The organism is Streptococcus sp. ALY_211, assembly GCF_058314555.1.
On record NZ_JBZFUN010000009.1, the window covers coordinates 23,506 to 37,934 of the forward strand.

The following is a 14,429-nucleotide window of genomic DNA, read 5'->3' on the forward strand; positions in this document are numbered from 1 at the left end:
ATGCAGATTGGCTAAGCCGATTATCTCATTTAAGAATGTCACAAAGACCTTTGAGGATAGTGGCACTCAAGTTTTAAAAAATATCAATTTTGAGCTGGAGCAAGGGAAATTTTATACTCTACTGGGAGCCTCTGGTTCTGGAAAATCGACCATACTCAATATTATTGCCGGTCTCTTGGAAGCGACCAGTGGTGATATCTACCTTGATGGTAAGCGGATCAATGATATCCCTATCAATAAGCGAGATGTGCATACGGTTTTTCAGAACTATGCTCTTTTTCCGCATATGACTGTCTTCGATAATGTCGCTTTTCCCTTGAAATTAAAGAAAGTGGATAAGGCTCAGATCAAGGAGCGTGTCAAAGAGGCGCTCAAGATGGTTAGACTGGACGGTTATGAAAGGCGCAGTATTCAGAAGTTGTCTGGAGGTCAGCGTCAGCGCGTGGCTATTGCACGTGCCATTATCAATCAACCGAAAGTTGTCTTGTTGGATGAGCCTTTATCAGCTTTGGATCTCAAGCTGCGTACCGAAATGCAGTATGAGTTGAGAGAACTCCAGCAACGTTTGGGGATCACCTTTGTCTTTGTCACTCACGATCAAGAAGAGGCTCTAGCAATGAGTGACTGGATTTTTGTGATGAATGATGGTGAAATTGTTCAATCTGGGACACCAGTAGATATCTATGATGAGCCTATCAATCATTTTGTGGCTACCTTTATTGGGGAATCCAATATTGTCAATGGCACTATGATCGAAGATTATCTGGTGGAATTCAATGGTAAGCGGTTTGAGGCAGTAGATGGTGGTATGCGTCCCAATGAGCCTGTAGAAGTGGTTATCCGTCCAGAAGATTTACAGATTACGCTACCTGACAGTGGGAAATTGCAAGTCAAGGTTGATACGCAGCTTTTTCGTGGGGTACACTATGAAATTATAGCTTATGATGATTTGGGCAATGAATGGATGATTCATTCGACACGTAAGGCTATAGAAGGAGAAGTTATCGGGCTTGATTTTACTCCTGAGGACCTCCATATCATGCGCCTCAATGAGACCGAAGAAGAATTTGATGCCCGTATTGAAGAATATGTTGAGCTTGAAGAGCCAGAGGAAGGTCTGATCAATGCTATAGAGGGGGAGCGTCATGAAAAAGATTAATGTTTTTTTCGCCCTCCCTTATCTTTTGTGGCTCTTATTATTTGTTGTCGCACCAGTTGGTATGATTGTGTTCCAGTCTTTCTTTAATCAAGAGGGGCAATTAAGTTTAGAGAACTATCAAACTGTTTTTAGTTCTTGGACTTATCTGCGCATGGGAATGAATTCGATTCTATATGCGGGGATTATTACACTACTGACTTTGATTTTAAGTTATCCTACGGCTTTTATCTTGACCAGACTGAAAAGAAAACAGCTCTGGCTTATGTTGATCATTCTACCAACTTGGGTAAACCTCCTTCTAAAAGTCTACGCTTTTATGGGGATTTTAGGACAAGATGGTAGTGTCAATCATTTTTTGACATTTATGGGGATTGGTCCTAAGCAGTTGCTTTTTACTGATTTTTCTTTTATTGTTGTGGCTGCTTATATTGAATTACCCTTCATGATTTTACCAATTTTCAACGCCTTAGATGATTTGGATACTAACCTCATTTATGCTAGTCAAGATTTAGGAGCTAATCGTTGGCAGACTTTTTGGCGGGTGATTTTCCCCCTATCTTTGAACGGTGTCCGCTCTGGTGTTCAGTCGGTTTTTATTCCCAGTCTCAGTCTTTTTATGCTGACACGTTTGATTGGGGGCAATCGTGTGATTACTCTAGGAACGGCGATTGAGCAGCATTTTCTCATCACGCAAAACTGGGGTATGGGATCCACCATTGGTGTTATTTTAATTATTGCTATGGTAGCTATCATGACTTTGACCAAGGAAAGGGGCGCTAATGGGTAAATTTGCCAAGTCTTACTTGACTGTTGTTTTCTGCTTGCTCTACCTTCCTATTTTTTATTTAATTTTTTATTCTTTTAACAGCAGTGGGGGGATGAGTCAGTTTACTGATTTCACATGGGCGCATTATCAGGCTGTTTTTTCTGATAGTCGTCTGATGTTGATTCTTGTTCAGACATTTTTTCTAGCTTTTTTAAGCGCCTTACTAGCGACTTTTATTGGTACCTTTGGTGCTATCTTTATCCATCAGGTCAAAAAAAGATACAATCAAGGTTTATTGGTGCTCAACAACGTCCTCATGGTTTCACCAGATGTGATGACTGGAGCTAGCTTTCTCATTCTCTTTACCTTTATTGGTTTTCAGCTCGGGCTGTGGTCTGTCTTACTCAGTCATGTTGCCTTTTCTATCCCTATTGTGGTTTTGATGGTGTTACCCAGGCTCCAAGAAATGAATCCAGATATGATCAATGCTGCTTATGACTTGGGAGCGACTCGTTTTCAAATGCTGCGTTCTGTCATGCTTCCCTATCTGACACCAAGTATCATTGCTGGCTATTTTATGGCTTTCACCTACTCATTGGATGATTTTGCGGTGACTTTCTTTGTTACTGGAAATGGTTTTTCTACTTTAGCGGTTGAAATCTATTCACGCGCTCGTCGAGGCATTTCACTAGAAATTAATGCCTTATCTACCATTATTTTTTTGGTTAGCATCCTTTTGGTGATAGGTTATTACTTTATTAGCAAGGAAGAAGGTAGCCAAGATGCGTAGGTTGTATTTATTCATCACAGGTATATTCAGTGTCGTTCTTATTCTTTTTTTCATCATGCTTAGCTTGACACAAGAGCAGTCTAGTCATGATCAGGCTAATAGCTTGGTTATCTATAATTGGGGGGATTATATTGATCCTGAGCTGATTGCTAAGTTTGAAAAAGAGAAGGGGATCACTGTTCAGTATGAGACCTTTGATTCAAATGAGGCTATGTATACTAAAATTGAACAGGGTGGTACCCGATATGATATTGCAGTTCCAAGCGATTATATGATCGATAAAATGGCCAGGGAAAATCTTTTGGTTAAGCTGGATAAATCTAAAATCAAGGGACTAGACCATATCGATCCACAGTTTACAGGCAAAAGTTTTGATCCTGATAATAGCTACTCAATCCCCTATTTTTGGGGAACGGTAGGTATTATCTATAATGACCAATTAGTTACGTCTGCCCCTAGGCATTGGAAGGATCTTTGGAAGCCAGAATATCGCCATCAGATCATGCTAGTAGATGGTGCTAGAGAAGTGATGGGGATGGGACTTAACGCTTTGGGATACAGTGTCAATACTAAGGACTATAGTCAGCTCAATCAAGCATCTGATAAATTGAGTCATTTGACGCCCAATATCAAGGCGATTGTAGGCGATGAAATGAAAGGTTATTTGATCAATGGAGATGCAGCTATTGGTGTAAGTTTCTCTGGGGAGGCTAGAGAAATGTTAGATAGCAATGAGCATCTTCATTATGTTCTTCCTTCTGAAGGCTCCAATCTTTGGTTTGATAATATTGTCATTCCAAAAACAGTAGTCAATAAAAAAGCAGCCTATGCCTTTATTTCCTTTATGTTAGATCCTAAAAATGCTGCTCAAAATGCGGAGTATATCGGTTATGCAACCCCAAATGCAGCTGCTAAGAAGCTATTGCCTAAGGAAGTGACAGGTGATCCTTCCTTTTATCCATCAGCAGCTGTTATTAAAAATTTAGAAGTCTATGATAATTTAGGAGCTAATTGGTTAGGCATTTATAATGATCGCTATTTACAATTTAAAATGTATAGACGCTAAAAGGAGTTTGAGATAAGTTCTTAAACTCTTTTATTTTTTGTATTGAATGCTCCAGGCATTAATTTTTAGCCCATTAGTCGTTTAGCCATGTAGAGTAGTCAAATTATTATTTAACTTTAACAATAGTCTGTTACAATAGGGTGTATGTCGAAATGAGGTTACTGTTATGAAAATTGAGCGTGTCTACAATAATAATGTCGTCCAAATAGAAGAAGAGGGCACTGAAATCATTCTTATGGGGAAGGGGTTGGGTTTTCAAAAGAAGCCGGGTGATGTGGTTGATTCTAAAAAAATTGAAAAGCGTTTTGTTCTTGAAGAGACTCAGAGGTCATTTGATCATATCAGTGAATTATCGCGCGTTTATCAAGATTTGACAGATGATGAGTTATCTCTTGTTTTAGCGATTATTGCTTATGGACAAGAGATATTGGAGCAGACTTTTGAGATTTCTCTCTACATTGCCTTGGCAGATCATCTTCACTATGCTATCGCTAGGACCAAAGAGGGGATTAATCTGCAGAATCCTCTGGCTTGGGAAGTGAGAAAATTCTATCCCAAGGTCTATGCTATTGGATTAAAAGCTCTTGCAATGATTAAAGAGAGTTTGGGGGTGACGATGGACGAAGGTGAAGCGGCCTCTATCGCTTTGCACTTTATTAATGCTCAAAAAGAAACAACTCTCCCTCATACTAGTCAGCAGATTCAGCAAATTGTGATCAACTGTCTAGAAATTGTCCGACTTCATTTTGGTTACCTGGCTCCAGAGGATTCGATCAGCTATAATCGGTTTGTCACCCATCTTCAATATTTTGCTCAGCGAGTAGTCAGCGGCAGTGTTCAGGGAGCTAATGATGATTTTCTCTACGAACAAGTCCAACTCAACTATCGAGAGGCTTTTAGCTGTACTTTGAAAATTAAGGACTATATCCAGGAGCAGTTTAATTTTCAAATGAGCAAAGATGAACAAGTCTATCTGACCATCCATATCCAGCGTCAGCAGAATCAAGCGTAGGGTTGAGAGAGTGAGAAAAATCGCGGTTCCTTTACTTTTATTTTTGTCAAATAATTATAATGAAAGCCCTTGCAATTTTCTAACTATTTGATATAATGGTGGTGTTAATAAGGATTGTTACTGTAAGGCAGGCAAAACCTAAATAAATACGAGATGGCGTCGTATGCTAAAAAGCATAGATGAGTCTTTGGTATTTGTTTAGGTTTTTGTTTTGTCTAAACGGCTAACATTTCTATTTTGGAGCTGGCTTAGATGGATTTGTTTATGACAGACAAGTTAGCTAAGCTACATCTTATGAAAGGAGCCTAGGTATGGCTAAAGATTATACGGAATTAGCTCAGGATATTGTCGAACACGTCGGTGGTAAAGACAATATTGTTAAGCTGGTCCATTGTGTGACACGTTTACGCTTCACCCTCAAGGATGAAGGGAAAGCAGATGAGGACTATCTCAAGAAACGTGATGGTATTGTAACGGTTGTTAAAGCTGGTGGGCAATTCCAAGTGGTCATCGGTAATCATGTCCCAGATGTTTACGATGCTGTTTTGAAAGTTGCTGGAATTTCTGGAGATGGCGGCATTGATGTCGATGAAGGTGATGTCCCTAAAGGGAACTTATTTGATCAATTTATCGCTTTAGTTTCAGGTCTCTTCCAGCCAATCTTGGGAGTCTTGTCAGCAGCTGGTATGATCAAGGGATTAGTTGCGATTTTAGCAGCAGTAGGAGTCAAGGAGACAGATGGTCTCTATATTATCTTGAATGCGGCTGGTGATGGTTTCTTCCAATTTTTACCATTGATCTTGGCGTTAACAGCAGCTAAGCGCTTCAAGATGGACCAGTTTACAGCAATTGCACTTGGCTTTGCTTTGGTCTACCCTGATATTGCTACAAATTTTGCTAAAGGTGGTGTGACCTTTTTAGGCATTCCTGTTATTTTTCCACAATCCACCTACCTTCAAACCGTTTTGCCAATTGTTTTGACGGTATGGATTGGTTCTAAGATTGAAGCCTTTTTCAAGAAGATTATTCCTGATGTTGTGAAGGTCTTCATTGTGCCTTTCTTTACCTTGTTGATTACAGTTCCGCTTGCCTTCTTGGCTATTGGTCCTGTGATGGCAGAGGCTTCTAACTTGGTCGGAGTTGGCTTCCAAGCTGTATATAACTTTAGTCCTATTTTATTTGGTATCCTTCTTGGTGCTCTTTGGCAAGTTATGGTTATGTTTGGACTGCACTGGGGTCTTGTACCGATTGCCATTCTCCAATTTTCAACACAAGGCTGGAGTACAATGCTGGTAGCAACAGCTGCTATCTGTTTTGCTCAAGCAGGTTCTCTTCTTAATATCTTCTTGCGGACTAAGGAAGAAAAAGTTAAACAACTGACGATTCCTGCTTTTATCTCAGCTCTTTTCGGGGTGACTGAGCCAGCTATTTATGGTATTACATTACCAATGCGCCTTCCTTTCATCATGACTTGTGTTGCTGGTGCTATTCAAGGTGGTCTTCTAGGTTTCTTTAATGTTACTGGCTTTACTATGGGTGGTCTTGGTTTGTTCGGTATTCCTTCTTATATCATTCCTGCTAAGATGCCAGCAGGAGCACCAGCTGGACCTAATAACGTTTGGTATTTCATTGGCGCTATTGTCTTGAATTTTGTTCTTGGATTTATCTTGACTCATTTTGTTAAGATTCCTTACCTCTACGGTGGACCTTCTGCAGCAACTGAAACTAAAGCAGAAGCAGAGGTAGAGGCCCAACCCCTAAAGGAACTTAAGCAAGAAATTATTGCTTCACCAATGATTGGTAACGTTGTCAAATTGGAAGATGTTCCTGATCAGGTCTTTGCCTCAGGAGCTATGGGTAAAGGTATCGCTATTGATCCTACTGATGGGACAGTTGTTGCCCCTGCTAATGGTGAAATCACTCTTGTCTTCCCAACGGGTCACGCTGTCGGTATGAAGACTGAGAACGGCGCTGAAATCCTCATCCATATTGGGATGGACACCGTTTCTCTGGCTGGTAAAGGATTCAAGAGTCTAGTTGAAGCTGGTCAAAAAGTTGAAGCTGGTCAAAAACTTCTTGAATTCGATTTGGCAGTTGTCCGTGATGCTGGTCTGCCAATTATTTCTCCTGTTATTGTGACCAATTCCGCAGACTTTGATGATGTCTTACTGACCCAAGAAAGTCGCGTCAATGCTGGAGATTACTTGTTGACAGCGGTTAAATAGTTAAAAAGCTTGATAGGGCTTCGTTCCTTATCAAGCTTTTTTATATGTTTAAAGATAGTCTTTAATTTTATGCTTAAGATTGGTCCGTCTTATGAAAGAGACATTTGGCTTATCCGATAGGACTGGTAGTTTATTGTCGATAAGATAAGCTATCTTGGCATGTGAGAGCATTTGTGTATCGTTTTGGTCATTGCCAAAAGCGATATAAGGCTGATTACCGATTAATTTTTGGATGGCTGTATATTTATTGATGTCTTTAGCGGTGATAATGATCTCTTTAGTATTAGTGTCAATGACTGTATCGATCTGGTGACAGCTATTCAGAAAATCAATGAAGTTTCGATCGAGGGAAAAGATGATGAACTTACTTATAGCATTAGGATTGATGGGAATATTTTGGGCTAGCTGATCCCTATCTAGTAGATTCCAGATAGGATGACTTGATTGTTTAATGTGGGGACTATAGTCCCAACCGTAATCGATGATATAGTCTAAGGATCTGTCTTGGAGATAATTGATGATCTTATCTGCAACAGTAGGATCAATAGACTTGATCAGGATATTCTTTTCGTGCTGACGGATCATTGCACCGTTGGCACCGATAAGTTCACAGTTACTGAACTCCTTAAGTAAGGGCATCATATCTCGTATAGGCCTGGCGGAGGCAAAGATGAGACGGGATTTTGTAGCTAGTTGAAGGAGTAATTGTTTGATTGCTGGATCGATCTGTAAGCCATCGTAGACAATCGTTCCATCCAAATCAAATAGGTAGATTTTAGACATGAAAAGAAAATTCTTTCTATTTAGCAGGATTGACCATAGCAGTACCGCTTTGGATTTGCTTTTGTTGTTTGCGATATTGACTGGGTGTCATCTGGTAGTAGTGCTTAAATTGTCGGTTAAAGTTAGACAGGTTATTAAAACCCACGCTGGTAGCAATATCAAGAATAGACCTACTGGTGTTGCTCAATTCTTCGCAAGCTTTATTCAGGCGGACTTGAATGATAAAGTCAATACAAGAGGTACCCGTATGTTTCTTGAATACCGCCATAAAATGAGTCTTGCTGTAGCCGATCATATTCGCTAAAAATTCGATAGACATGGGCTGTTCGTAGTGCTGATTAATATAGTCAACGAGTTCACGAATTTTTTCATTCTTGCGATAGGCATCGTCAGTAACTTTACGAATGACGTAACGATATTGAAAGAGCAGATAGAGAAACTCATTGATTTTAGCTTTGAGCAAAAGCTCAAAATGGCGGTGCTCTTCTTTGACAAGTTTAAAGATGGCAAAGAGGCAGCTATGCAGTTCTTCGTAACCAGCCATGTTCGGCTTGATAATGGGGATAAACTTGTAATCACTATTTTGCAAGGGCTGCAGGTAACGCAGACTGACCTGGTCGATGATAGCATTTCCCACCATATCTAGATGAAACTGAAAGGTATCGCTGACTTGGCGCTCATTACCAATAGGATGGATGGAGTGCATGCCGTTGGGGCGGATAAGGATGATGTCACCAGGTTGAGTTTCAAAGTAATCATAGTCGATATGGTATTGAGCGTGTCCCTCATAGATATAGCTAATCTCCATTTCTGGGTGCCAGTGAAATAATGTATCTGGTCGGCCATTTTCTATAATGGTGTGATAGTAGTTATAGGGGAGAAGATGGTGATTGAATGGGACCTCTTCTTTGAGATCATTTAGCAGGGGTTCTTTCATGAATTTTCTCCAATGTTTTTCTTTTAGTTTAGCATAATTTCAGAGTATAGTATCATTTTAACCAAGGATAATGCCAGAAAAATCATGTTATTAATTCTATACTACTATTATCAGAACTAATAGAAGTAGTAAGGAGTAGTCTTATGACAAAATCAGTATTTCCAGAAGGTTTCCTCTGGGGTGGGGCAACCGCTGCCAACCAATTCGAAGGGGCTTATAATGTGGACGGCAAAGGATTGTCCGTTCAAGATGTTACCCCTCAAGGTGGGATTCCTGCCAAAGACGGTGATCTCAATCCTTTGATCACGGATCAACCGACCGAGAATAATCTCAAATTGGAGGGGATTGATTTTTATCATCGCTACAAGGAAGATATTGCTCTCTTTGCTGAAATGGGCTTTAAGGTTTTCCGTCTGTCCATTGCTTGGAGTAGGATTTTCCCAAATGGTGATGAAACGGAACCCAACGAAGCTGGCTTGCAATTTTACGATGATGTTTTTGATGAGTTGGCTAAGTATGGCATTGAACCTCTAGTGACCCTTTCTCACTATGAAACCCCTCTGCACTTGGCGCGCCAGTATAATGGCTGGGCAAACCGGGACTTGATCGGCTTCTACGAACGCTATGTCCGCACGGTCTTTACCCGCTATAAGGATAAAGTAAAATATTGGCTGACCTTCAATGAAGTCAACTCTGTCCTCCACGCGCCATTTATGTCAGGTGGTATTGCCACACCGGTCGAAGAGCTCAGTAAACAGGACCTCTATCAAGCTGTCCACCATGAATTGGTGGCATCAGCCCTGGCTACCAAGGTTGGCCATGAAATCAATCCAGACTTTAAGATTGGTTGCATGGTACTGGCTATGCCGGCTTATCCTATGACATCAAATCCTTTGGATCAGTTGGCTGTTCGTGATTTTGAAAATCAAAACTACCTCTTCTCAGATATTCATGCGCGTGGAAAATATCCAAACTATATCAAACGCTATTTTGAAGAAAATGGTATTGAGATTCAATTTGCACCAGAGGACGAGGAAATTCTCAAAAATACTGTTGATTTTATTTCCTTCTCTTATTACATGAGTGTCGCTCAAGCGCATGACCCCGAAAACTACAACTCAGGTCGCGGCAATATTATGGGAGGTATCAACAATCCTTACCTAGAAGCTTCCGAATGGGGCTGGCAGATCGACCCAGTTGGTCTGCGACTCGTTCTTAATAATTTCTATGACCGTTATCAGTTGCCGCTCTTTATTGTAGAGAATGGTTTGGGTGCCAAGGATGTCTTGGTGGATGGCCCCAACGGCCCAACTGTTGAAGATGACTACCGCATTGACTATTTGCAAAAGCATTTAGTCCAAGTCGGCGAAGCTTTGAAAGATGGTGTAGAGCTTCTTGGCTACACGACATGGGGACCGATCGATCTGGTTTCAGCTTCCACAGCCCAGCTCAGCAAACGCTACGGTTTTATCTATGTGGACCGCAACGATGATGGCAGCGGCACCCTAGCGCGTTACAAGAAAAAATCCTTCAATTGGTATAAAGAAGTTATCGCCAGCAACGGAGAGGTGCTCTTTAAATAAATTAGGGAAAAGCAGTATGGTGGGATAAGGCCTGCTGCTTTTTTTGGGGAAAGGGAAATATTATGAGTATTCGATTAATTGCGGCAGATATGGATGGAACTTTTCTGGATTCCAAAGGCTCCTATGATAAGGAGAGGTTCATCAAGATTTTGGATGCTCTTGAAACTAGAGGGATTCAGTTTGTTGTTGCGACGGGAAATAGTATGAAACGCTTAGAGATGCTGTTTGACGGACTGACTGATCGAATGGATTTTGTAGCAGAGAATGGCGCTCATATCATGATCGAGGGACAGACCTTATCTAAGACCACGATTGCAGAAGGCTTGGTAGAGGAGGCTCTGCAGTTTTTTGCAGGTAAGGAGAGAGACTACAGTTTGAGTTTGACGAGCGATGTCTGTACTTATATGCTTAGAGATAGCTCAATTCCTGATTTTGATGGGATTGAGCCTGAGCAGTTGGAAGCTATGCGAAATCAAATTCATCATTTACGCTCGTGGGGAGAAATAGCAGGCCCTATTTTCAAGATGAATCTGGCCACTAATGAAGCAGAGGCTTATTCTGTTGTAACTGATTTCAATCGGATTTTTAACGGTCGCCTCAAGGCTGTCACTAGTGGTTACGGAGGTGTTGATATCATGGTTGACGGCTGCAATAAAGCTACTGGTTTAGAGCGTGTACTTGATCACTTTAAACTAACACCGAATCAGGTCATGAGTTTTGGTGATAGTGATAACGATTTGGAGATGTTGGCTATTAGTGGTGAGAGCTATGCCATGCTCAACGCCCCTGCCAATGTTAAAGCAGTAGCTAAGTATGAAGCCCCTCATCATGATGATAATGGCGTTTTTCAAGTTATTGAAGCTTTTTTGAAAGGTAATAATGATTGAGAGGGATGTGATGATTTTTATAATTTTAGGAAATCCTGTAGCATTTTGATCTGATTAGTCAGCTAGAGAGTTTTGTAATCGATCTAAAAGTGCCGCCAAGAGATAGGACTACCGATAACCGATACTGGAAGGGGCCTTTCATCCTATTTTTAACCTTACAATGATCTATTTAGATGATTGATTACTTTTAAAATTTGTTAAGTTTAGAAATTTTGATATAATGGATCAATATTTAGGAGGTTTATGAAGTAGTATGAACAAAAATGTTTTATTTAATCGTCAGAGTTTTGCAAATGCCAAGGGGCATGATAGCAAGCGTAAATCCTCTAAGGGCTTAGTAGCAGGAGTGCTCCTAGCAGGATCTTTGCTTGTGCTGGGGGCTGGCCAAGTGGTTTCTGCCGACGACCAATCTGCAACAGCTGTTATTGTCAATGCTGAATCACCAGATACGGGGGATCAGCAGGCTGTGTCAGCTGAGGCAGCAAGTGAGTCGGATCAGACTGATGAGACAGCAGCTCAAGCAGAAGAGCAAGCAGCAGCTGTCTCTGATCAGCCAGCCAGCCAGAAAGTAAATTCTGAGTCTCCTCAATCGGTAGTTTTTGTTGCATCATATGACGATGATGAAGATGAATTCGATGAAGAAGAGGATGAATCTGATGATGACGAATATGAGTTTGATGACGACGAAGACGACAACTATGACCAAGAATCTGATGACGATGCGAGCGATGATGAGAAGAAAGCGACTATTACTTTCAGTGAAGTGGGAGTAGAGTCCTCTTCTTCTCATGTCACTATTGACGACCGAACCGTCACTATTTCATCAGCTGGAACCTATACGCTAACAGGCTCTGGAAATGGCTATCATATTGCCGTTGCTGATGGGGTAACAGGTCAGGTTAAGCTAAAACTCAAGGCCGTCAATCTGACAGATTCCCATATCTCATCTGCGGGAGATTTGGCTATCAAAGTTTCTTCAGATAGTTCGTTATCATCAGCTGAGGCGACGATTGAAGCTGGTGGAGCTCTCTTTATTACTAGCAAGAAAAAAAGCACTCTAACGCTGACAAGTTCTGAGTCGCATGCGATTAAGGCGGGGGAGCTTGAGGCTGAAGATGCTAATTTGACGCTTAATGCAGTGGCTAAAGATGGGATGAATGTCCAAACAAAAGTGAGCCTCGATGATTCAGCTGTTACCATTACCGCCGGTGATGATGGTATTCAAGTCAGTGATGATACTGATGTCAATGCTGGGGATCTCAAGATCAAAGATTCAACCGTGGCTATCACAGCTGCAAGTAAAGGCATAACAGCTAACGATGAGGTGACTGTTAAAGGAGATACTACTCTAACGATTAAGTCAGAGTCTGAAGGTGTTGAAGGCCGCCATGTTGAGCTGAAAAAAGGAACTATCACCATTGATTCTGGGGATGATATCATTAATGCGACTGAATGGACTGCTAAAGATGATGCGGACCTTTCTCAGCTGACTAATAGTACCTCTGATATAAAAAACGAGGTGGCTATCATCTTATCAGGTGCTGATGTTAATGGGACTGGCTATGATGATGGCGTGGATTCCAATGGGAATTTGACTGTTACTGGTGGCAATCTTAAAATTCAGTCTAAAACTGACTATAGCTCAGCTTTAGATTATGATGGTATTGGTCTGGCTTCTGGTGGTACTATCTGGGGGATTGGTCATATGGGCTTTGCCCAAGGTTTCTCAACAGGTACCGAGCAGGCTTATATTATTGGCATTGTTTCAGGATTAGCTGGTGATACTATCACCGTTACAGATGAAGATGGACAAGCAGTGGCTCAAACCCAGGCTGATGTTGACTTTGATAATGTTGTCTACTCTAGCAAAGACCTAAAAGAAGGAAAGTCTTACACTATTACAACAGCTGACGGTCACCCAGCAAGAGTAACAGCGACCAAAGAAACAACTCCTCACCCAGAGATTCGCCGTGATATTCCAAAGGAGACGATTCCTCTCTTACCAAACGGCCATCATCCGGCCTTCCCTGGAAGCGGAACACCTCCAGAGGATAATCAATAGAAAGAGTACATGAGGGAATTTGCAATAGCCAAAAGAGAACCTAAAAAGGTTCTCTTTTTTGCTTTATAGGCTTTGGTTATTTGACGTTGGATCGCTCTCAAAATATTTGGAGGTCTCTTTTTATCGTGAAAGAATCATAGGATAGTATTATTTTTTAAGAGGAAGTTTCTATCTTTTTCAGCAAGAACCTTTTATAATGGTGATAACTATAAAAGTTATAAGGAGAAACTATGGCTGGCAAAGTTATTTTTTTAGATGTTGATGGGACGCTTGTTGACTATGAAAATCGTATTCCTGAATCGGCTATCGTGGCGATTCAGCAAGCACGCTCCAAAGGTCATCTCGTCTATATGTGTACCGGTCGCAGTCGTGCTGAAATACAGCCGAACTTGTGGAAGATTGGCTTGGATGGTTTAATTGGTGGTAATGGTTCTTATCTTGAGCATCATGGCCAAGTTCTCATGCACCAAGTCCTATCTGAAAGGGATAGTCAGGAGATTGTTGATTGGCTGAGTCAACATCAATTAGAATTTTATATTGAGAGTAACAATGGCCTTTTTGCTAGTGAACATTTTAGAGAAGTCGCAAGACCAGTCATTAGAGCTTATGCAAAACGTAAAGGAGCATCGGATCAAGAGGTGGCAGACTTGGAGGCAGACGATGCTATCCATGGCTTACTCTATGGTGAGGATCTCTATCGTGATGATGTCAATAAAATCAGTTTTATCTTGAATAGTTATCAGGACTATCTTGATGCTAAGTCTGCTTTTCCTCATCTCAAAGTAGGAACCTGGGGAGGTCGAGGTGAGACAGCGCTTTTTGGTGATATAGGAGTAGCTGATATTGATAAGGCTCATACGATAGAGGTTCTCTTAGATCATTTGAAGCTCGATAAAAAAGATACGATCGCCTTTGGAGATGCTAAGGTAGATATTCCGATGTTGTCCTATTGTGAGATCGGGGTCGCCATGGGAAATAGCGGTCCGGAGCTTTTGGCTATGGCAGATATGGTGGCAGATGATGTAGAAGAAGACGGTCTTTACAAGGCTTTTGACAAGCTAGGATTGCTGGAAGAATAAGATCTGATTACCTCTTGGCTAGCAGATATATAAAACGGGCCTAGGATAAGAGTTCCTAGACCTGTTTATTGTCGCTGTTT

At 41.2% G+C, this 14,429-nt stretch carries 12 protein-coding genes; 10 read left to right on the forward strand and 2 right to left on the reverse strand.

Annotated elements, in window-relative coordinates:
• Window positions 1–7: 7 nt before the first annotated feature.
• The 6 genes from AC4HAJ_RS07350 (at window position 8) to AC4HAJ_RS07375 (ending at window position 7,018) form a co-directional block, all read left to right on the forward strand.
• Complete coding sequence (locus AC4HAJ_RS07350; RefSeq protein WP_491079523.1) at window positions 8–1,159, forward strand: ABC transporter ATP-binding protein; 1,152 nt, start codon at window positions 8–10, stop codon at window positions 1,157–1,159.
• Entirely contained in the window at window positions 1,146–1,946 is an 801-nt protein-coding gene (locus AC4HAJ_RS07355) for an ABC transporter permease (RefSeq protein ID WP_491079524.1), read from the forward strand. Before AC4HAJ_RS07350 ends, AC4HAJ_RS07355 begins: the two co-directional genes overlap by 14 nt.
• On the forward strand, window positions 1,939–2,715 hold the full coding sequence (locus AC4HAJ_RS07360; protein ID WP_491079525.1) for an ABC transporter permease: 777 nt from the start codon (window positions 1,939–1,941) through the stop codon (window positions 2,713–2,715). The genes AC4HAJ_RS07355 and AC4HAJ_RS07360 overlap by 8 nt, the downstream gene beginning before the upstream one ends.
• Window positions 2,708–3,781 carry an ABC transporter substrate-binding protein gene (locus tag AC4HAJ_RS07365; RefSeq protein ID WP_491079526.1) on the forward strand — a complete coding sequence of 358 codons (1,074 nt, stop codon included), beginning with the start codon at window positions 2,708–2,710 and terminating at the stop codon, window positions 3,779–3,781. Before AC4HAJ_RS07360 ends, AC4HAJ_RS07365 begins: the two co-directional genes overlap by 8 nt.
• Before the next feature lie 166 nt (window positions 3,782–3,947).
• Complete coding sequence (gene licT / locus AC4HAJ_RS07370; RefSeq protein WP_491079527.1) at window positions 3,948–4,793, forward strand: BglG family transcription antiterminator LicT; 846 nt, start codon at window positions 3,948–3,950, stop codon at window positions 4,791–4,793.
• A gap of 311 nt (window positions 4,794–5,104) precedes the next feature.
• Window positions 5,105–7,018 carry a beta-glucoside-specific PTS transporter subunit IIABC gene (locus tag AC4HAJ_RS07375; RefSeq protein ID WP_491079528.1) on the forward strand — a complete coding sequence of 638 codons (1,914 nt, stop codon included), beginning with the start codon at window positions 5,105–5,107 and terminating at the stop codon, window positions 7,016–7,018.
• A 48-nt stretch (window positions 7,019–7,066) separates the two neighbouring features.
• Here AC4HAJ_RS07375 and AC4HAJ_RS07380 read toward each other — a convergent pair whose 3' ends face one another.
• Entirely contained in the window at window positions 7,067–7,801 is a 735-nt protein-coding gene (locus AC4HAJ_RS07380; protein ID WP_491079529.1) for an HAD-IIB family hydrolase, read from the reverse strand.
• Window positions 7,802–7,817: 16 nt separating this feature from the next.
• Complete coding sequence (locus AC4HAJ_RS07385) at window positions 7,818–8,738, reverse strand: helix-turn-helix domain-containing protein (RefSeq protein ID WP_491079530.1); 921 nt, start codon at window positions 8,736–8,738, stop codon at window positions 7,818–7,820.
• Window positions 8,739–8,881: 143 nt separating this feature from the next.
• Between AC4HAJ_RS07385 and AC4HAJ_RS07390 the strand changes: the two genes are divergently transcribed.
• The 4 genes from AC4HAJ_RS07390 to AC4HAJ_RS07405 all read left to right on the forward strand — a co-directional run bounded on the left by AC4HAJ_RS07390 (window position 8,882) and on the right by AC4HAJ_RS07405 (window position 14,349).
• Window positions 8,882–10,321, forward strand: coding sequence for a glycoside hydrolase family 1 protein (locus AC4HAJ_RS07390; RefSeq protein ID WP_491079531.1), 1,440 nt, complete (start codon window positions 8,882–8,884; stop codon window positions 10,319–10,321).
• A 62-nt stretch (window positions 10,322–10,383) separates the two neighbouring features.
• Complete coding sequence (locus AC4HAJ_RS07395; protein ID WP_491079532.1) at window positions 10,384–11,208, forward strand: Cof-type HAD-IIB family hydrolase; 825 nt, start codon at window positions 10,384–10,386, stop codon at window positions 11,206–11,208.
• 253 nt (window positions 11,209–11,461) lie between these two features.
• Complete coding sequence (locus AC4HAJ_RS07400) at window positions 11,462–13,270, forward strand: carbohydrate-binding domain-containing protein (RefSeq protein ID WP_491079533.1); 1,809 nt, start codon at window positions 11,462–11,464, stop codon at window positions 13,268–13,270.
• A gap of 230 nt (window positions 13,271–13,500) precedes the next feature.
• A complete protein-coding gene (locus AC4HAJ_RS07405; RefSeq protein ID WP_491079534.1) occupies window positions 13,501–14,349 on the forward strand; it encodes a Cof-type HAD-IIB family hydrolase in 849 nt (282 codons plus the stop codon).
• Window positions 14,350–14,429 lie beyond the last annotated feature (80 nt).

Coding starts and splice junctions, on each gene's coding strand:
- AC4HAJ_RS07385 (WP_491079530.1), bottom strand. CDS start 8,738: ATGAAAGAACCCCTGCTAAATGATCTCAAAGAAGAGGTCCCATTCAAT.
- AC4HAJ_RS07380 (WP_491079529.1), bottom strand. CDS start 7,801: ATGTCTAAAATCTACCTATTTGATTTGGATGGAACGATTGTCTACGAT.
- AC4HAJ_RS07360 (WP_491079525.1), top strand. CDS start 1,939: ATGGGTAAATTTGCCAAGTCTTACTTGACTGTTGTTTTCTGCTTGCTC.
- AC4HAJ_RS07375 (WP_491079528.1), top strand. CDS start 5,105: ATGGCTAAAGATTATACGGAATTAGCTCAGGATATTGTCGAACACGTC.
- licT (WP_491079527.1), top strand. CDS start 3,948: ATGAAAATTGAGCGTGTCTACAATAATAATGTCGTCCAAATAGAAGAA.
- AC4HAJ_RS07355 (WP_491079524.1), top strand. CDS start 1,146: ATGAAAAAGATTAATGTTTTTTTCGCCCTCCCTTATCTTTTGTGGCTC.
- AC4HAJ_RS07405 (WP_491079534.1), top strand. CDS start 13,501: ATGGCTGGCAAAGTTATTTTTTTAGATGTTGATGGGACGCTTGTTGAC.
- AC4HAJ_RS07365 (WP_491079526.1), top strand. CDS start 2,708: ATGCGTAGGTTGTATTTATTCATCACAGGTATATTCAGTGTCGTTCTT.
- AC4HAJ_RS07390 (WP_491079531.1), top strand. CDS start 8,882: ATGACAAAATCAGTATTTCCAGAAGGTTTCCTCTGGGGTGGGGCAACC.
- AC4HAJ_RS07400 (WP_491079533.1), top strand. CDS start 11,462: ATGAACAAAAATGTTTTATTTAATCGTCAGAGTTTTGCAAATGCCAAG.
- AC4HAJ_RS07395 (WP_491079532.1), top strand. CDS start 10,384: ATGAGTATTCGATTAATTGCGGCAGATATGGATGGAACTTTTCTGGAT.